We start from the raw sequence: 18,506 nt of genomic DNA on the forward strand, positions 1-18,506 counted from the left end.
CAGTGAAGCACAGGATCTATTGATCGTTCTCCCTTCATCTATTTTGTCCAGATCCGGCAACTTATGCTTGACGCTCGACATAAGTCAGACGTAACGTCTCGGACATGTCAGTGAAGAAGGTCACAAGTCTGGGCGAGGCCTCATCATCCGGACCGGCCACCCCCGAGGCCTACCGCGCGGCGGTGATCGGCACCGGCTTCATGGGACGGGTCCACACCCACGCCGTCCGCGCCGGCGGCGGCGAGGTCGTCGGCGTCGCCGGATCCTCCCCCGCCAAGGCCGAACAGTTCCGCGCCGCCCACCGCATCGCCCGAGCACACGACGACGCCCTCGAACTCATCCACCGCCCCGACGTGGACGTGGTGCACGTGTGCACCCCCAACCACATGCACGCCCCGCTGAGTCTGGCCGCCCTGGCCGCCGGAAAGCACGTGGTCTGTGAGAAGCCGCTGGCCACCGACGCCGAAACCGCACGCGACCTCACCACGGCCGCACGCGAGGCCGACCGGGTCGCGGTCGTCCCCTTCGTCTACCGCTTCCACCCCATGGCCCGCGAGGCCCGCGCCCAGGTAGCCGCGGGCGCCATCGGCAAGGTCAGCCTCGCCCACGGCGGCTACCTCCAGGACTGGCTGCTCTACCCCGAGGAGGACAACTGGCGGGTCGACCCGCGGGTCGGCGGACCCACCCGGGCCTTCGGTGACATCGGTTCGCACTGGTGCGACATGCTGGAGTTCGTCACCGGCGACCGCATCACCGCGGTCAGCGCGCAGACCTCCCGGATCAACGACAGCCGCGGCGAGAACGGCGGCCGCGCCGTCACCACCGAGGACCTGGTCACCTTCCAGTTCGCCACCGCGGGCGGAGCGGTCGGCAGCGCGGTGATCAGCCAGGTCTCCCCCGGCCGCAAGAACCAGCTGGTGCTGGAGGTCTCCGGCACCGAGGGCTCCCTGCGCTTCGACCAGGAACACCCCGAGACCCTCTGGGCGGGCGGGCGCGGCCGCACCGGGATCATCTCCCGGGACGACCCCGCGCTCAGCCCCGACGCCTCCAGGATGGTCACCCTCCCGGTCGGCCACCCGCAGGGCTACCAGGACTGCTTCAACGCGCTGGTCACGGACACCGGGGCCGCCGTCGCGGGCGGGGCACCCGAAGGGCTGCCGGTCTTCGCCGACGGCCTGCGGGCCGCCGTCCTGGCCGAGTCCGTGCTGGCCTCGGCCCGGGAGCGCCGCTGGGTCGACGTGCCCGCACACGAGGGCCCCGTATCCGAAGCCTGCGCCGCGCGGGCGCCCATCACGGGGGTGGACGGGGCATGACCGCCGAACCCCTGCTCAGGATGACCGGCATCAGCAAGTCCTTCCTGGGTGTGCGGGTCCTGCACGGGGTCGAGCTGGACCTGCGCGCCGGGGAGCTGCACGCCCTGGTCGGCGAGAACGGCGCGGGCAAGTCCACCCTGATGAAGGTGCTGGCCGGGGTGCACCGCCCCGACACCGGCCGGATCGAACTCGCCGGCCAGGAGGTCTCCTTCGAGCACCCCGTGCGGGCGCAGCGCGCCGGGGTGGCCACGGTCTTCCAGGAGTTCAACCTCCTGCCCGAGCGCACGGTCGCGCAGAACGTGTTCCTCGGCCGGGAGACCCGCCGCCGCGGCCTGGTCGACGACCGCGCCATGGACAGGGCCACCGCCGAGCTCCTGGCCGACCTCGGGCTGGAGGGCATCGCCCCCTGGTCCAAGGTCCGCAACCTGTCCGTGGCCGAGCAGCAGGTGGTGGAGATCGTCAAGGCGCTCTCCCACGACGCCCGGGTCATCTCCATGGACGAGCCCACCGCCGCGCTGGCCGACCACGAGGTCGAGGTGCTCTACCGGATCATCGGGCGCCTGCGCGAGCGCGGGGTCGGCATCCTCTACGTCTCACACCGGCTCAAGGAGATCTTCGACCTCGCGGACACCATCACCGTGCTCAAGGACGGGCACCTGGTGGACACCGTGGCCGCCGAGGAGACCAGCCCGGCCGAACTGGTCCGCAAGATGGTGGGGCGCCCGGTCTCCGCGGTCTTCCCCGACCACCTCGAACCCCACGGCGAGCACGTGGGCGAGGTCCGCCTGGCGGTCTCCGGCGGCGGCAACACCCAGCTGGACGGGATCGACCTGCGGGTGCGCGGCGGCGAGATCGTCGGGCTGGCCGGGCTCCAGGGCAGCGGCCGCACCGAGATCGCGCACGCGCTCTTCGGGATCGACCGCTTCACCCGGGGCGAGGTGCGCGTGGACGGCGAGCGGGTCGAGGTGCGCTCGCCCCGCCAGGCGGTCCGCGCCGGGCTGGCCCTGGTCACCGAGGACCGCAAGGCGCAGGGGCTGTCCCTGAACCAGTCGATCCTGGCCAACAGCCGCCTGGTCCTGGACGCCGTGCTGCCCTTCGGTTCCCGTCAGCGGGCCCAGCGCGTCCCCGGCATCCTCTCCTCCCTGGAGCTGGTCGCCCGCGGCGGCCACCAGCAGGAGGTGCGCTACCTCTCCGGCGGCAACCAGCAGAAGGTGGTCCTGGCCAAGTGGCTGGCCACCGACCCCGGGGTGATGGTGCTCGACGAGCCCACGCGCGGGATCGACGTCGGCGCCAAACAGGCCGTCTACACGCTGATCCGCGAACTCGCCGCGGCCGGTGTGGCGATCGTCCTGATCAGCTCCGAGCTCCCCGAACTGATCGGGATGTCCGACCGCCTGGTGGTGCTCGACGACGGCCGCGTGGCCGGAGAGCTCCCCGGCGGTTCCAGTGAGGAGACCGTGATGGCCCTGGCCACCGGCGCGCCGCCCGAGCGCGCGCACGACGACTCCGCCGTGGCGGACCCGCGGATCACCGCGGCGGCCGCCCAGGCCCCCGCCCCCACCGACGACAGCGACAACGGCAACGGCGGCGCCCGCCCCCACCACGAGGAGGCCGCGCCGTGACCCGGGTCGCCACCGCCTCACGCACCGCCACCCGGAGCCTGGGCTCCAGGCTGGGCACCACCGGCCTGGTCTACCTGGCCCTGGTGGGCGTCCTGCTGGTCAGCTCGGTCTTCGTGGCCGTCCAGGGCGGCAACCTCTTCACCGCCGCCAACACGGTCGACCTGTTCACCCGCAGCAGCCTGCTCGGCTTCCTCGCCATCGGGATGACCCTGGTCATCCTGTGCCGCTCCCTGGACCTGTCGGTCGGCTACGTCGCCGCGCTGTCCACGGTGATCGCGGGGACCACCATGGCCGGGGACCCCTCCAGGATCGTGCTCGGGGTCACCGTCACCCTGGGCGCGGCCGCGCTGATCGGCCTGGCCAACGGGCTCGTGGTCACCAAACTGCGGGTCAACCCCTTCATCGCCACCCTGGGCACCGGCCTGATCATCAAGGGCTACCTGGACACCCAGTTCCAGGGGCCGACCGGGTCGATCCCGGCCCAGTTCCAGATGTTCGGTCTCTCCCGGATCGGCGTGCTACCGGTCTCCACCCTGGTCATGCTGGTCCTGGCCGTGCTCGCCGTGCTGTACCTGCGGCGCACCCGGATGGGCTTCCACATGTACGCCGTGGGCGGTGACGCCGAGGTGGCGCGCCTGTCCGGGGTGCGGCCCGAGCTGCCGGTGATCACCGCGCACGTACTGTGCTCGGTGATGGCCGGGATGGCCGGTCTGCTGCTGGCCTCGCGCTTCGGCACCGGCAACACTCTGGTCTACAACAACGGCTACGAGCTGGAGGCCATCGCGGCGGTCGTGCTCGGCGGCACCTACCTGCTGGGCGGTCGCGGCGGGGTCGCCGGGACCGTCGCCGGGGTGTTCATCCTGGCGACGCTGGACACCGTGTTCAACACCCTGGGCGTCGACCCGTTCGTCAAGGACGTGCTGCGCGGCACGATCGTGATCGCCGCCGTGGCCATCTACGCCCGCGGCCAGCTCTCCCGGACCGCCGTCCGGGTCCGCTTCCCCTCCGGCGGTACCCCGCCCGCCTCCTCCGGCCCCGGGGATCCACCGGAACCGCCACCACTCCCGCCCGCGCCCGAACCACTGGTCCGGGGAGGTAAGCGATGACCACCGAAACCCGCCTTCCCGACCAGCGCTCCCCGCGCAACCGCGCCACCGACCTCCTCTCCCCGCTGCGCGGCGGGACCGGTACCGTCACGGTGCTGCTGGTGCTGATCTTCGCGGTCATCGCCACCCAGAACCCGTCGTTCTTCGAGGGTCCGCCGCTGATGGCCTTCGCGAAGAAGGCCGCCCCGCTGGTGATCCTCGCGATCGGCCAGTACCTGGTGATCGTCTCCGGCGAGTTCGACCTCTCGGTCGGCTCCCTGGTGGGCGCACAGGTGGTGATCGCCGCCCGCCTCATCGACGGCGACGAGGCGATGACCTTCCCGGTGATCGGTCTGATGCTGCTCTTCGGTCTGCTGGTCGGCGTGGTCAACGGCCTGGTCACCACGCTGCTGAAGGTGCCGTCGATCATCACCACGCTCGGCACGATGCTGATCCTCTTCGGTGCCGTGCGCTACTGGACCGGGGGCGCGCCCACCGGGGCCCTGTCGGAGAACTTCCGCGTGTTCGGCCGACACGGACTCGACGGCGTCCCGGTGCTCGGCCAGCTGCCCTGGGCGCTGGTCATCGCCGCGGTCCTCACCGTCGGGGCGATCGCGCTGATGCGCTCGCCCTACGGGCGCTCCCTGATGGCGACCGGCGACAACGACACCGCCGCCGCCTTCTCCGGGGTCCGGGTGTGGCGGGTACGCACCCTGGCCTTCGTCGGCTCCTCCCTGATGGCCACCGTCGCCGCGATCCTCATCGGCGGCTTCGCGGGGGTCACCGCCCAGGTCGGGCAGGGGCTGGAGTTCACCGCCATCACCGCCGTCGTGCTCGGCGGCGTGGTGCTGGGCGGCGGCCGCGGCACCGTGGTGGCCGCCGTGCTCGGCGCCCTCACCGTGGAGGCGCTCTTCACCCTGTTCAACCAGCTGTACCTGCCGTCGACCATCCAGCCGACGGCGCAGGGGCTCATCATCATCGCGGCCGTCGCCTACGCCTCGCGCCGCGGCGACCTACGACTACCGGAGCGCCTGCGACGGCGACCGGCCCACCCGACCGAGCCACCGCTCGAAAGTTCCAGGAGGTAACCCCCATGCGCGGCACACGCGTACTCCTGGCTGGCGCCGCCAGCCTCGCCCTGATGCTCACCGCCTGTACCACCGACGCCCCCGAGGGCGGTCCGGACGCCGCCGACGGCGGGAACGGGGAGGGGAACGGCTCCCTGACCCCGGACGCCGAGTGGTTCGACCAAGCGGAGTTCGACGCCCAGCTCGCCCAGCGCGACATCACCCCCGAGGGCTCCGACGAGGAGCCCTGGCTGCAGGCGATCGAGCCGGACTGGATCGACACCTCCGACTTCGCCATCGACGACCCGGAGGACGCCACCGTCTGCTTCTCCAACGCGTCGGTGTCCAACCCCTGGCGCGTCACCGGCTTCATCACCATGGAGCAGCAGGTGGAGGCGCTGGTCGACGAGGGCCGGATCGGCGGCTTCCGGGTCTCGGACGCGGCCGACGACGACAACCAGCAGATCTCCGACATCCAGGCGTTCGTGGACGCCGGTGACTGCGACGCCATCATCATCTCGCCGTCCACCACCGCCACCCTGACCCCGGCGGTGGAGACCGCCTGCGACAGCGGCGTCCCGGTGATCGTCTTCGACCGCGGGGTGAACTCCGACTGCATGGTCACGTTCATCCACCCGATCGGCGGTTACGCCTACGGCGCCGACGCGGCCGACTTCCTGGTCGAGAACCTGGAGCCGGGCTCGACGGTGCTGGCGCTGCGCATCCTGCCCGGTGTGGACGTGCTGGAGCACCGCTGGGCCGCCGCCCAGCAGATCTTCGGCGACAGCGAGCTGGAGGTCCTCGGCTTCGAGTTCACCGGGGGCGACGGGGCCGCGATCAAGGACCTGGTCTCCCAGCACCTGCAGCGCGGCAGCGTGGACGGCATCTGGATGGACGCCGGTGACGGCGCCGTCGCCGGCCTGGAGGCCTTCGAGGACGCCGGTCAGCCCTACCCGGTGATCGCCGGTGAGGACGAGCTGAGCTTCATGCGCAAGTGGGAGGAGGAGGACCTGACGGCGATCGCCCCGGTCTACTCCAACTTCCAGTGGCGCACCCCGGTGATCGCCGCGGGCATGATCCTGGCCGGTGAGGAGGTGCCCTCCGAGTGGGTGCTGCCGCAGAACCCGATCCGTCAGGACGAGCTCGGCGACTACCTGGACCTCAACTCGGACATGCCGTCCCTGCACTACGCGAAGTTCGGCGGCGAGGACCTGCCGGGCTTCCCCGAGGCCTGGACGGACCGCTAGATGCGCGCGCTGGGGGTCAACACCTGGGTGTGGACGTCGCCGCTCACCGACGCCTCACTGGAGCGGATCGCGCCGCGCGTGGCCGACTGGGGGTTCGACGTGCTCGAACTCCCGGTGGAGAACGTCGGCGACTGGGACCCCCGGCGCGCCCGGACCCTGTTGGACGGGCTGGGTCTGGCCGCCAGCACCGTGCTGGTGATGGGGCCGGGTCGGGAGCTGGTCGCGACCGATCCGGCCACCCGCGCGGCCACCCAGGACTACCTGAGGCGGGTCGTGGACGCCGCGGCGACGGCCGGTTCCACCGTCGTGGCGGGCCCGGCCTACGCCTCGGTCGGGCGTACGTGGCGGATGTCCCCGTCCGAGCGGGCGGGGCTCCGTTCGGAGCTCACCGAGGCGCTCGCCCCCGTGGTCGACCACGCCTCGGCCGCGGGGGTCCGCATCGCCGTGGAGCCGCTGAACCGGTACGAGACCAGCGTGCTCAACACGGTGGACCAGGCCTTGGAGGCGCTGGCGGACCTGCCCGCGGAGCACTGCGGGCTGGCGCTGGACGTCTACCACATGAACATCGAGGAGCGTGATGTGGCGGCCGCGATCGAGCGGGCCGCCGGAAGGGTTCACCACGTCCAGGTTTGTGCGAACGACCGAGGCGCCCCCGGCGCCGATCACCTGGACTGGTTACGAATAGTCACCTCATTGGGCAAATCAGGTTACTCGGGCCCCTTGGTTATCGAGTCGTTCACGGCCGATAATGCCAGCATCGCCACGGCCGCGTCCGTGTGGCGGCCCCTGGCCGCCTCGCAGGACGCGATCGCGGTGGACGGCCTGTCCTTCCTACGCTCGCTCGCCCCCTCCTTGCCCCAGAAGAAAGGAGCCGCCGTGGATTGATCACACCGATGAGGCGGCCACTCCCCGCTTCCGAACTCGATAGCAGGTACCCCCAGACGGTTCGCACCCGCTACCCGGCCCCCGCCGGTCACGCGAACGTTCCCGTCCCTGCCGTCGGCGCCGGCACGCCGCACGGACTCATCGACCCCCCACCCCCAGGTGAGGTTTCCCGTGATCAAGAGACCCCTACGAGCGCTGGGCGCCATAACGGCGAGCATCGCGTTGGCCCTCGGGCTGACGTCGGTCCCGGCACAGGCCGACACGGTTGAACAGGACACGTTCACCGCGCTCATCTTCTCCAAGACCACCGGCTTCCGACACGACTCCATCCCCTACGGCGTCGCCCTCTACGAGGCGCTCGCCGAGGAGCACGGTTTCGAGACCGAGCACACCGAGGACGCCGACATCTTCAACCCGGAGGACCTCGCCCGCTTCGACGCGGTCGTGTGGCTCTCCACCACCGGCGACGTGCTGGACGAGGACCAGCAGGCCGCGTTCCAGGAGTACGTGCGAGACGGCGGCGGCTACGCCGGTGTGCACTCCGCCTCCGACACGCACTACGGCTGGGAGTGGTACGGCGACCTGGTCGGCGCCTACTTCGCCAGCCACCCGCCCGGCATCCAGGAAGCCCAGGTGATGGTCAACGACCGGGCCCACCCCTCCACCGAGATGCTCCCGGCCAGCTGGGTGCGGGAGGACGAGTGGTACGACTTCGACGCCAGCCCGCGCGGTGACGTGCACGTCCTGGCGGGGCTGAACGAGGCCTCCTACGAGGACCAGGTCGACCCGGCCGGCCAGATGGGCTTCGACCACCCGATCGCCTGGTGCCAGGTCTACGACGGCGGCCGGTCCTGGTACACCGGCGGCGGCCACACCATCGAGTCCTACTCCGAACCGGAGTTCGCCGACCACCTGCTCGGCGGTCTGCGGTGGGCCGCGGGACAGGCCGAGGGCGACTGCGGCGCGACCCAGTGGGACAACTTCGAGAAGGTCACGCTCGCCCAGGGCGAGGAGAACGTCGGCGAGCCCATGGGCATGGCGGTGCTCCCGGACGGCCGGGTCATGCACACCTCCCGCGACGGCCAGGTATCCCTGTGGTCCCCTGAGACGTACAGCACCAACGCGCTGGCGGACCTGCCGGTCTACGACCACGACGAGGACGGGCTCCAGGGCATCGCGCTCGACCCGGACTTCGCGGAGAACGGGTGGGTGTACCTGTACTACGCGCCCGTGCTGGAGGGCGTCCCGTCCGGTGCCGCTCCCGAGAACGGCTCACCCGAGGACTTCGAGCCCTTCGAGGCGCACAACAACCTGTCGCGTTTCCAGTTCGTGGACGGCGACCAGCCCTCCCTGGACCTGTCCAGTGAGGAGGTGATCCTGGAGGTCGAGGCCACCCGCGGCATGTGCTGCCACGTCGGCGGTGACATCGGCTTCGACCCGGACGGCAACCTGCTGCTGTCCACCGGTGACGACACCAGCGCGTTCGGTTCGGACGGCTTCAGCCCGCACGACGAGCGGGAGAGCCGCAACCCGGCCTTCGACGCCCAGCGCAGCTCCGGCAACACCAACGACCTGCGCGGCAAGCTCATCCGCATCTCGGTCGAGGAGGACGGCGGCTACAGCATCCCCGAGGGCAACCTGTTCCCGCCGCAGACCTCCGACGCCGACCTGACCCGACCCGAGATCTTCGCGATGGGCCTGCGCAACCCGTTCCGCTTCTCCGTGGACCAGGGGGACGGCAGCGTCTACCTCGCCGACTACGGGCCGGACGCACAGGTGGCCGACCCCGACCGGGGGCCGGAGAACACGGTGACGTGGCACCACATCACCGAGGCGGTCAACATCGGCTGGCCCTACTGCATCGGGAACAACTCCGCCTACAACCACTACGACTTCGGTTCCGGAACGTCCGGGGAGAAGTTCGACTGCGACGCACCGGTCAACGAGTCCCCGCGCAACACCGGACTCACCGAACTCCCGCCGGTCACCCCCGCGGCGATCTGGTACGGCTACGACGAGTCCGAGGAGTTCCCGCACCTGGGCACGGGCGGCGGCGCCCCCATGGGCGGTCCGGCCTACCGGTTCGACCCCGACCTGGAGTCGGACACCAAGTGGCCCGAGTACTACGACGGCATCCCGCTGCTCTACGAGTGGAGCCGCCAGTGGATCAAGCAGGTGCACCTGGACGACGACGGGGGCGTCCTCGACATCACCGAGACCGTCCCGGACATCGACCTGGCCAACCCCATGGACATGGAGTTCGGCCCCGACGGCTCCCTCTACGTGCTGGAGTACGGCTCGGGCTGGTTCGGCGGATCAGCTGACTCGGCCATCTCCCGCATCGACTACATCGGCGCGGGCGACAGCCCGGTCGCCAGGATCAAGGCGGACACCACCTCCGGCCCGGCCCCGCTGACGGTCGGGTTCAGCGGCGAGGACTCCTTCCACCCCGGCGGGCAGGCGATCGACTTCGCCTGGAGCTTCGGTGACGGGAACACCTCCACGGAGACCTCTCCCACCCACACCTTCACCGAGGACGGCCGGTACACCGTCACACTGACGGTGAGTGACGCCGAGGAACGCACCGGAACGGCCACGATCACCATCACCGCGGGCAACACCGCCCCGGACGTCGCCTTCCAGAGCCCCAGGGACGGTGAGTTCTTCAGTTGGGGAGACGAGATCCCGTTCCAGGTGTCGGTGGACGACGCCGAGGACGGTTCCATCGGCGACGGCGTCGACTGCGGTGACGTCGAGGTCACCTCGGCCCTGGGCCACGACACGCACGCGCACCCGTGGACCCAGTACGACAGCTGCGAGGGCGTGAGCGCCACCGGTACCGACGGCTCCCACGGCCACGACATGAACATCTTCTGGGTGCTGACCGCGGAGTACACCGACGGCGGCGGTGCCTCGGCGCCGCCTCTCACCGGTAGTGACGGGGTCACGCTGAACCCCTCGCGGATGCAGGCGCAGTACTTCCGCGACAGCCACGGCGTGCAGACCGAACCCTCGGAGGACCCCCAGGGCGGACTGCGCAACGTGGCCTGGATCGGGCACGGCGACTGGACCTCCTACGACCCGGTCAACCTGCACGGGGTCGAGGAGATCACCTTCCGGGTCGCCTCGGAGGGGTACGGCGGTGCCATCGAGGCCCGCGCGGACGCCCCGGACGGCGAACTGCTGGGCGAGGTCGACGTTCCGGTCACCGGCGGGTGGCAGGAGTGGACCGACGTGACAATGGAGGTCACCGACCCGGGCGAGACCATCGCGCTGTACCTGGTGTTCACCGGTGACGACCCCACCGTCACCGACGGGCTGTTCAACCTCAACTACTTCGACGTGGACCCCGACCACGACGGCGGCCACAGGGACGTGCCCGAAACCGAGCTGACCAGCCCGGAGGACGGCGCGACCTACGAGGTGGGCGAGGACGTCCCGCTCGCGGCGCAGGTCACCGACCACGGTGACGCCGGGATCGAGGAGGTCGCGTTCCTGGTGGACGGGCAGACGGTCGCCACGGTGACCGAGAGCCCCTACGAGGCCACGTGGGAGGACGTCGCCGAGGGCGAGTACTCCGTGAGCGCGGTCGCCACCGACGGCGACGGCCGGTCCGGGGCCTCGGCCACGCACACCGTCACGGTCGGCGACGAGCCCGGCCCCGCCGAGTGCGCGCCGCCGAACGTGGACGACGGCTACCGCGCCCTGTGGGACGGGGAGTCCCTGGACGGCTGGAACATGGCCGGTCCGGGGGGTTTCGAGGTCGTCGACGACGGCGACGGCTGCGTCCTGCAGACCGAGGGCGGGATGGGCCTGCTCTGGCACGAGGACGAGCTCGGCTCCCACCGCCTGAAGCTGGACTACCTGACCCACGAGGAGACCGACAACTCCGGTGTCTTCCTCGGGTTCCCCGAACCGGGCGACGACCCCTGGGTCGCGGTCGAGGAGGGCTACGAGATCCAGATCGACCCGTACGGAGCTCCGGACGGAGACCCGCTCACCCGGACCGGGGCCGTCTACGGCTTCCAGGCCGCGGACTCCCACCCGGAGGTCGTGGGTGAGTGGAACACGATGGAGATCGAGGTCGACGACCCGATGATCCGGGTGTGGATCAACGGGGAGCTGGTCAACGAGTTCGAGAGCACCGACCCCGCCCGGGACCTGTCGTCCGGGCACGTCGGGCTGCAGAACCACGGTGGCAACGACCTCGTGTGGTTCCGCGACGTGCAGGTCACCGACCTGGAGGACGAGGCGGAGACGTACACCTTCGCCGAGGTCGTCGAGCGGATCGAGGAGATGGTCGAGGAGGGCGTTCTGACCTTCTCCGAGGCGACCCGGCTCACCCGGCACCTGGAGCTGGCCGAACACCACGTGGGGGCGAGCCGCCCGGCACAGGCCGGCCGTTCCCTGGACCGTTTCCGCACGACCGCGCAGAGCGTGGCCGACGACGGCGCACGAGAGGAGTTGGCGGGCCTGGCCGACGGTCTCGAACACCTGACCACGACCACCTAGCACCCGGACAGCAGTACCGCTCAGCCTCGCCCAGCAACGCTCAGCAGGGCTCGGCGGTAACGCGACGAACCGTGGCGGGGCCGGCCCCTCCGGCCCCGCCACACCCCCGCGGCGTCGCTCGCACGGCACACGCCGCCCGCGATCCGGCAAGTGTCAACCTGACAGGAGGTGCCCGTGAGCACCGATCCTCTGCACACCGAGAAGGAGCCGGGGAAGGGCCCCGCGACGGAGACCGAGGCCCCGGCCCCGCCCCCGGACAGGACCGAGAGGGTCCGCTCCGCGGACTCCACCCACACCACCTGGTGGCTGACCGGTGGTTCGGTACTGCTGGTCGGCGCCGTCGTCGCCTCGGTGGTGCTGTTCTTCGGGGGCGGGGACGGCACCGTCGCCCCCGATCCGGCCCGCGTGGCCGAACTGGAGGCCTCCGCCGACGCCCGCCACACCGACCAGGTGGAGAACCTGATCCACCACACCAGGGCCGCACACGAGGAGCTGGTCCCGGTGCTGCTCTCGTTGAACGAGGTCCTGCCCGCAGACGGTTCCGCGCCCGAGGAGTTCCCGGACACCGAGGAGATCGACGGCTGGCTCAACGCGGTGCGGGACGCCCGCGGCCATTTCAGTGACTCCGACTCCGGCAACACCGACTTCAACGTCACCCGAGCGGGACTGAGCGTCTCCGTGGACCTGCTCGGCTCAGCGATGACCGCCTACCACGCCGCCGCCCAGGCTGAGGGCGACCAGCAGGTGGAGCTGCTCGACCTCGCCTCGGACCTGCGCGACCAGGCGGTCAAGTCCTGGTCCGTGGGCGCCACCCAGCTCGACGTGGTGAGCATCGACGCGGGCCACGGCCACATCCACCTGTACCTGCCCGCCGAGCCCGGCAGCGGCGCCCTCCAGCCTGACGAGGCGGAGGAGGGCGAGGGGGCAGTCGGCGACCCGCCCGGACACGACGACCACTGACCGGTCGCGCGCAAGCAGCAGAGGTACCAGCAGAACCCGTATCCCATCCAGGAGGGGAACGCATGACACGTATCGGAGTGTGGTTGGTCGGGGCGCGCGGATCGGTCGCCACGACGGCCGTCCTGGGCGCGCTGGCCGTCCGGGCGGGCGCCGCCGAGCGGACCGGGTGCGTCACCGAACGCCCCGAGTTCGCCGCCGCTGACCTGCCCGGACTCGGCGACCTGGTCTTCGGCGGCCACGACGTCGCCGGAACGCACCTGGCCAAGAGCGCGGAGCCGCTGGCCAGGTCCGGGGTGGTCCCACCGCACCTTCCGGTGGCCTTCGCGGAGGAACTCGACGCGGTGGACCGGGGGATCCGCGGGGGCGTGGAACCGCGCCCCGAGGGGTTCGCCCGCTGCCACGTGGACCGCCTGGAGCGGGACCTGCGCGAGTTCGCCGAGCGCGAGGCGGTGGAGCGCGTCGTGGTCGTCGACCTGTCCAGTACCGAACCGCCTCCGGCACAGACCGCCGAGCTCGCCGAGCCCGACCTCCTGGAGGCGGCTCTGGACGCGGGGACCGCCCGGGTTCCGGCGAGCTCGGCCTACGCGTACGCGGCCCTGCGCGCGGGATGCTCCTTCGTGGAGTTCACCCCCAACGCGGGGCCGCGCCCGCCCGCGCTGGCCGCCCTGGCCCAGGAGCTGGGGCTGCCGTGGGCGGGGTCGGACGGCAAGACCGGGGAGACCCTGGTCAAGAGCGTGCTGGCGCCGATGTTCGCGGCCCGGGCGCTGCGGGTGCGCTCGTGGTCGTCCACCAACCTCCTGGGCGGCGGCGACGGCGCGACCCTCGCCGACCCGGACAGCAACAGCAACAAGACCGCCTCCAAGGCCCGGGGCCTGGAGCACCTGCTGGGGCACCCGGTGGACGGACCCCTGCACATCGACTACGTCCCCGACCTGGGCGACACCAAGACCGCCTGGGACCACGTGTCCTTCGAGGGGTTCCTGGGCGCCCGGATGAGCCTGCAGTTCACGTGGTCGGGCTACGACTCGGCACTGGCCGCGCCGCTGGTGCTGGACCTGGCCCGGCTGGCCGCGCACGCCCACCGGGCCGGGCGGGTCGGTGTGGTCCCGGAGCTGGGGTTCTTCTTCAAGGACCCGGCCGGGAGCGACGCGCACGGCCTCATGGAGCAGTGGCGGGCGCTCACCGACTGGTGTTCCGAGCCCGCGCACGGACCGGCGGAAGGGGATGAGCGCAGATGAGCGGGAAGCTCCGCGCCCTGGCCCGGCTGGTACGCCTGCCCGCCGCCCTGACCGTGATCGGCGACAGCCTCACCGGGGCCGCCGCGGCCGGGCGGCTGCACGAGCCCCGCACCTGGGCGCTACCCGCCGCCTCGGTCTGCCTGTACTGGGCCGGGATGGCCCTCAACGACTACGCCGACCGCGACCTGGACGCGGTCGAGCGCCCCGAACGTCCCATCCCCTCCGGGGCGGTGAGCCCCGGAGGGGCGCTCGCGGCCGCGACGGGGCTCACGGCGGCCGGGGTGGGTGTGGCCGCGCTGGTCGGCGGACGCCGGACCGCGCTGGTCGCCACCACCCTGGCCGCCACCGTGTGGGCCTACGACCTCGTCCTCAAACCCACCCCGCTGGCCCCGGTGGGCATGGCGGTCAACCGCGGACTGGACGTGCTGCTCGGCGCGGGCGGGAACACGCGCGCGGCGGTGCTCCCGGCCGTGGCCATGGCCGTGCACACCTTCGGGGTGACCTCGCTGAGCCGGGGCGAGGTGCACGGCACCAGCCCCGAGACGGCGGCCGGCGCGCTGGCCTGCACCCTGGCCGGGGCGACGGTGGCGGCCTACCCGGCGCGCACCGCCCCCGCCACCGCACGGGGTTCGGTGGGCGAGGTGGTCGCCGGGGCCTTCGCGGGTTCCTTCGCCGCGACCGTGGGACTCGCCCAGGGGCGGGCGCTGAGCGAACCCTCCGCCGAGCGCGCACGAGAGGCGACCGGGGTGGGCATCCGCGCAATGATCCCGCTCCAGGCCGCGCTGCTGTCCCGGTACGGGGCGGTGGGGACCGCCTGCGCGCTGGCGGTCGGCGCGCCCGTGGCGGCGAAGGCCTCCAAGGCGGTGTCGGTCACTTGAGCGACGGCCTGAGCGGTAGCCCGCGACAGGACATGAGGTTCGGTTACGGCACCAACGGCTTCTGGGACCACCGGTTGGACGACGCCCTGGCGATCATCGCCGACCTCGGCTACGAGGGGGTCGGTCTGACCCTGGACCACCCGCACCTGGACCCGTTCTCGCTGGACGTCAACGCCCGGGTCCGCAAGGTCGGCCGCAGGCTGGACGCGCTGGGACTGACGGTGGTCCTGGAGACCGGCGCCCGGTACCTGCTGGACCCGCGGCGCAAGCACGAGCCCACCCTGGTCTCGGGGAGCGACCGCGACGTGCGGGTGGACCTGCTGCGCCGGGCGGTCCGGATCGCCGACGCGCTGGGGGCGCGGACGGTGTCCTTCTGGTCGGGCGTCCTCCCGGCCGACGCCACCCCGGAGCAGGGCTGGGACCGGCTCACCTCCGGGGTGGCGAAGGTCCTGGAGACCGCCGAGTGCTTCGGGGTGGACCTGGCCTTCGAACCCGAGCCGGGCATGTTCGCCGAACGGCTGGCGGACGCGCTGGAGCTGCGGCGCAGGCTGGGCGATCCCGAACGGCTCCGGGTGACGCTGGACGTGGGGCACGGGGTGTGCAACGAGCCCGACGGCCCCGAGGGCGCGGTGGCGCGGGCCGGGTCCCTGATCGCCAACGTGCAGCTGGACGACATGCGCCCGCACGTGCACGAACACCTGGAGTTCGGGGAGGGCGACATCGACCTCGCCGGGGTCCTGGGCGCCCTGGACCGGGTCGGGTACACGGGGCTGGCCGCGGTGGAACTCCCCCGCCACGGACACGCGGCGCCGCTGGTCGCCGAGCGGGCCAAGCGCGCGATCGACGCGGCCTGGGCCCAGGTCCTGCGCCGACGGAAGGAGCCGGTGTGATCGACACGAACGGCCGTGACGGCCTTCCGGACCCCGCGGACCTGCTGGCGGAACCGGCCCGCACCGCGCTGGACGAACTCCGCGCCGAGGTGGCCGAGCGCCCGGCACGTGTCGCGGTGCTCTTCCCCGCGGCCGCCCGACGTGTCGTGCGCGGTCCCGGGCCCTCCGGCGACCCCACCGGGACGGAGGGGCCGACCCTGGAGGACCTGGTGCGCGCGGATCTGCTGCGCGTGCTGTCGGAGGTCCTGCCACCGGGTGACCTGGCCCGGGAGATCGAGGACCTCTACGAGTACGGCGACGCCGACGAGCGACGCGCGGTCCTGCGCGGGCTCTGCGGACTGGGCCCGATCAGCCGGACGCCGGAGGTCGCCGCCACCTCCCGCCGACTGCTCGCGGACGCCATGCGTACCAACGACACCCGGCTGGTCGCGGCGGCCGCGGGCAGCGGCGCCCAGGACCTGCTCGACGACCACTCCTGGCGCCAGACCGTACTCAAGTGCCTGTTCGTCGGGGTGCCGCTGCGCCTGGTGGCGGGCTTGGCGGGGCGGGCCGACGCCGAGCTGGCCCGAATGTGCGCGGACTTCGCCCGTGAGCGCGAGCGCGCGGGACGGGCGGTCCCCGCCGACGTCCACCTCGTCCTGGAGCGGTTCCCGAACGGCTCGACGAATCCGACCCCTCGCTCCCCGGAGGCGTAATGCGTATCTTCGACCCGCACATCCACATGACCTCCCGGACCACCGCCGACTACCAGGCGATGTACGGCGCCGGGGTGCGCGCGCTGGTGGAACCGGCCTTCTGGCTGGGTCAGCCGCGTACCAGCGTGGGCTCCTTCCGCGACTACTTCGACGGCCTGGTCGGGTGGGAGCGCTTCCGGGCCGCGCAGTTCGGCATCCGCCACCACTGCGCCATCGCGCTCAACCCCAAGGAGGCCAACGACCCACGGCTGGCCGGGGTGCTCGACATCCTCCCCCGCTACCTGGCCAAGGACGGGGTGGTGGCCGTCGGCGAGGTGGGTTTCGACTCGCGCACCGCCGAGGAGGAGAAGGCCTTCCGGCACCAGTTGGAACTGGCGAGGGAGTTCGGGCTCCCGGTACTGGTGCACACCCCGCACCGGGACAAGGTCGAGGGCACCCGGCACACCCTGCGGCTGGTCGCCGAGTCAGGGATCGACCCCGAGATGGTCCTGGTGGACCACCTCAACGAGACCACGGTGGAGATGGTGCTCGACTCCGGGTGCGTGCTGGGCTTCTCCATCTACCCGGACACCAAGATGTCCCCGGACCGGATGGTGCGCGTCCTGTCCGAGCACGGCCTGGACCGGATGGTGGTCAACTCGGCGGCGGACTGGGGGCACAGCGACCCGCTGACCACCCTGTACACCGGGCAGAAGATGCTCGCGGCCGGGTTCACCGCAGACGACGTGGACCGTGTGCTGTGGCGCAACCCGGTGGAGTTCTACGGCCGCAGCGGCCGCCTGCTGCTGGAGGACGACGCGGGTCCGGGCACGGTCCCGGCCACGTTCTCGGGCAACTCGATCCTGCGCGGCGAACGCCCGGAGCAGGGCCCGAAAACGGATCCGGCTGCGGGAGCGGCAGCGGGTCCGGAGGCGCAGGGCCCGAAAGGGGGCCCCGCGTGAGGTTCCGGCATCCCGACGGCACGGTCGTCCACCTGGCCTACTGCACCAACGTCCACCCGGCCGAGGACCTCGACGGCGTGCTGCGCCAGATCCGGGTGTTCGGCGGCGGGGTCCGCGCCGCCCTGGGCGCCGACCTGCTCGGGCTCGGCCTGTGGCTGCCCGCGCCGCTGGCCCGCGAACTGGCCGCCGACCCCGCTCGGACCGACCGGCTGCGCAAAGGGCTGGAGGCGGCCGGGCTGGAGACCGTCACCCTCAACGCCTTCCCCTACACCGGTTTCCACGCCCCCGTGGTCAAGCACGCGGTGTACAGCCCGGACTGGACCGAGCGCGCCCGCCTGGACTACACCGTGGACTGCGCGCGGGTGCTCGCCCGGCTGATGCCCGACGACGCCGCCCGCGGCAGCGTCTCCACCCTGCCCCTGGCCTGGCGCGAGCCATGGGGTCCGAGCCGCTTCGCCGCCGCCCGCGACCACCTCACCGAACTCTCGGCGGTACTGGACGGGCTGGCCGACGCCGGGCGCCCGGTCCGGGTGGGTCTGGAGCCCGAGCCCGGCTGCGTCGTGGAGACCTCCCGGGACGCCGCCCGCCTGCTCACCGGGCTGCCCCCGCACCTGGGCGTGTGCCTGGACACCTGCCACCTGGCCGTGGGTTTCGAGGAGCCGCGCACCGCGCTGAGCCGCCTGGCCGACGCCGGGCTGCCGGTGGTCAAGACCCAGGCCTCGGCCGCCGTGGAGGCCCCCGAGCCGAACGACCCAGCCACCCGCACCGCCCTGTCCGCCTTCAGGGAGGACCGCTTCCTGCACCAGACCCGCGAACTCCTGGGCGGGCGCACCCGGGGCCGCGACGACCTCCCCGAGGCGCTCGACGGGCCCCGGCCCCTGCACGGGCGCGGACCCTGGCGCACCCACTTCCACGCGCCCCTGCACTCCCCCGCCGCCGCCCCCCTGCGCGGCACCGCCGACCACCTCACCGAGACCCTCGCCCACCTGCTGGGCCCCGGCGGCGCCCGCACCGACCACGTGGAGGTGGAGACCTACACCTGGTCGGTACTGCCCGAGGCCCTGCGGCCGGTCGGCGAGGACGGCCTCATCGCCGGGATCGCCGCCGAGCTGGCCTGGGCCCGCGACCGGCTCACCGACCTCGGCCTCACCCCGCTCTGAGCCCGAACCGGAA

Annotated in this window: 14 protein-coding genes; all 14 read left to right on the plus strand. The window is 72.2% G+C overall.

Features of this window, described 5'->3' with window-relative positions:
- Positions 1-110 precede the first annotated feature (110 nt).
- The 14 genes from HNR07_RS20160 to eboE all read left to right on the plus strand — a co-directional run bounded on the left by HNR07_RS20160 (position 111) and on the right by eboE (position 18,493).
- Positions 111-1,313 carry a Gfo/Idh/MocA family protein gene (locus HNR07_RS20160; RefSeq protein ID WP_184372366.1) on the plus strand — a complete coding sequence of 401 codons (1,203 nt, stop codon included), beginning with the start codon at positions 111-113 and terminating at the stop codon, positions 1,311-1,313.
- Positions 1,310-2,935: a sugar ABC transporter ATP-binding protein gene (locus HNR07_RS20165; RefSeq protein WP_184366329.1), complete on the plus strand. Its 1,626-nt coding sequence runs from the start codon at positions 1,310-1,312 to the stop codon at positions 2,933-2,935. Before HNR07_RS20160 ends, HNR07_RS20165 begins: the two co-directional genes overlap by 4 nt.
- Complete coding sequence (locus HNR07_RS20170) at positions 2,932-4,041, plus strand: ABC transporter permease (protein WP_184366330.1); 1,110 nt, start codon at positions 2,932-2,934, stop codon at positions 4,039-4,041. The genes HNR07_RS20165 and HNR07_RS20170 overlap by 4 nt, the downstream gene beginning before the upstream one ends.
- Complete coding sequence (locus HNR07_RS20175) at positions 4,038-5,108, plus strand: ABC transporter permease (protein ID WP_184366331.1); 1,071 nt, start codon at positions 4,038-4,040, stop codon at positions 5,106-5,108. Before HNR07_RS20170 ends, HNR07_RS20175 begins: the two co-directional genes overlap by 4 nt.
- 5 nt (positions 5,109-5,113) lie before the next feature.
- On the plus strand, positions 5,114-6,334 hold the full coding sequence (locus HNR07_RS20180) for a substrate-binding domain-containing protein (protein WP_184366332.1): 1,221 nt from the start codon (positions 5,114-5,116) through the stop codon (positions 6,332-6,334).
- Positions 6,335-7,219, plus strand: a complete 885-nt coding sequence (locus HNR07_RS20185) for a sugar phosphate isomerase/epimerase family protein (protein ID WP_184366333.1) — start codon at positions 6,335-6,337, stop codon at positions 7,217-7,219.
- 171 nt (positions 7,220-7,390) lie between these two features.
- Positions 7,391-11,731 (plus strand): ThuA domain-containing protein, encoded by a 4,341-nt coding sequence (locus HNR07_RS20190; protein WP_184366334.1) that lies wholly within the window; start codon positions 7,391-7,393, stop codon positions 11,729-11,731.
- Positions 11,732-11,905: 174 nt separating this feature from the next.
- The gene (locus HNR07_RS20195) at positions 11,906-12,691 is read left to right on the plus strand and encodes a hypothetical protein (protein WP_184366335.1); all 786 of its coding nucleotides are present in this window, start codon (positions 11,906-11,908) and stop codon (positions 12,689-12,691) included.
- 62 nt (positions 12,692-12,753) lie between these two features.
- Positions 12,754-13,929, plus strand: a complete 1,176-nt coding sequence (locus HNR07_RS20200; protein WP_184366336.1) for an inositol-3-phosphate synthase — start codon at positions 12,754-12,756, stop codon at positions 13,927-13,929.
- Positions 13,926-14,807, plus strand: a complete 882-nt coding sequence (locus HNR07_RS20205) for an SCO3242 family prenyltransferase (protein ID WP_184366337.1) — start codon at positions 13,926-13,928, stop codon at positions 14,805-14,807. Before HNR07_RS20200 ends, HNR07_RS20205 begins: the two co-directional genes overlap by 4 nt.
- Entirely contained in the window at positions 14,804-15,697 is an 894-nt protein-coding gene (locus HNR07_RS20210) for a sugar phosphate isomerase/epimerase family protein (protein WP_246420404.1), read from the plus strand. Before HNR07_RS20205 ends, HNR07_RS20210 begins: the two co-directional genes overlap by 4 nt.
- Complete coding sequence (locus HNR07_RS20215; RefSeq protein WP_184366338.1) at positions 15,694-16,392, plus strand: EboA domain-containing protein; 699 nt, start codon at positions 15,694-15,696, stop codon at positions 16,390-16,392. The genes HNR07_RS20210 and HNR07_RS20215 overlap by 4 nt, the downstream gene beginning before the upstream one ends.
- A complete protein-coding gene (locus HNR07_RS20220) occupies positions 16,392-17,333 on the plus strand; it encodes a TatD family hydrolase (protein WP_184366339.1) in 942 nt (313 codons plus the stop codon). The genes HNR07_RS20215 and HNR07_RS20220 overlap by 1 nt, the downstream gene beginning before the upstream one ends.
- Positions 17,330-18,493, plus strand: a complete 1,164-nt coding sequence (eboE, locus tag HNR07_RS20225) for a metabolite traffic protein EboE (RefSeq protein WP_184366340.1) — start codon at positions 17,330-17,332, stop codon at positions 18,491-18,493. Before HNR07_RS20220 ends, eboE begins: the two co-directional genes overlap by 4 nt.
- Positions 18,494-18,506 lie beyond the last annotated feature (13 nt).

This window comes from Nocardiopsis metallicus (assembly GCF_014201115.1).
Classification (GTDB): Bacteria; Actinomycetota; Actinomycetes; order Streptosporangiales; family Streptosporangiaceae; genus Nocardiopsis; species Nocardiopsis metallicus.

What these genes read in the sequence shown, in the direction of transcription:
- HNR07_RS20165 (WP_184366329.1), top strand. Translation starts at nt 1,310, where the DNA reads ATGACCGCCGAACCCCTGCTCAGGATGACCGGCATCAGCAAGTCCTTC.
- HNR07_RS20175 (WP_184366331.1), top strand. Translation starts at nt 4,038, where the DNA reads ATGACCACCGAAACCCGCCTTCCCGACCAGCGCTCCCCGCGCAACCGC.
- HNR07_RS20180 (WP_184366332.1), top strand. Translation starts at nt 5,114, where the DNA reads ATGCGCGGCACACGCGTACTCCTGGCTGGCGCCGCCAGCCTCGCCCTG.
- HNR07_RS20185 (WP_184366333.1), top strand. Translation starts at nt 6,335, where the DNA reads ATGCGCGCGCTGGGGGTCAACACCTGGGTGTGGACGTCGCCGCTCACC.
- HNR07_RS20200 (WP_184366336.1), top strand. Translation starts at nt 12,754, where the DNA reads ATGACACGTATCGGAGTGTGGTTGGTCGGGGCGCGCGGATCGGTCGCC.
- HNR07_RS20205 (WP_184366337.1), top strand. Translation starts at nt 13,926, where the DNA reads ATGAGCGGGAAGCTCCGCGCCCTGGCCCGGCTGGTACGCCTGCCCGCC.
- HNR07_RS20220 (WP_184366339.1), top strand. Translation starts at nt 16,392, where the DNA reads ATGCGTATCTTCGACCCGCACATCCACATGACCTCCCGGACCACCGCC.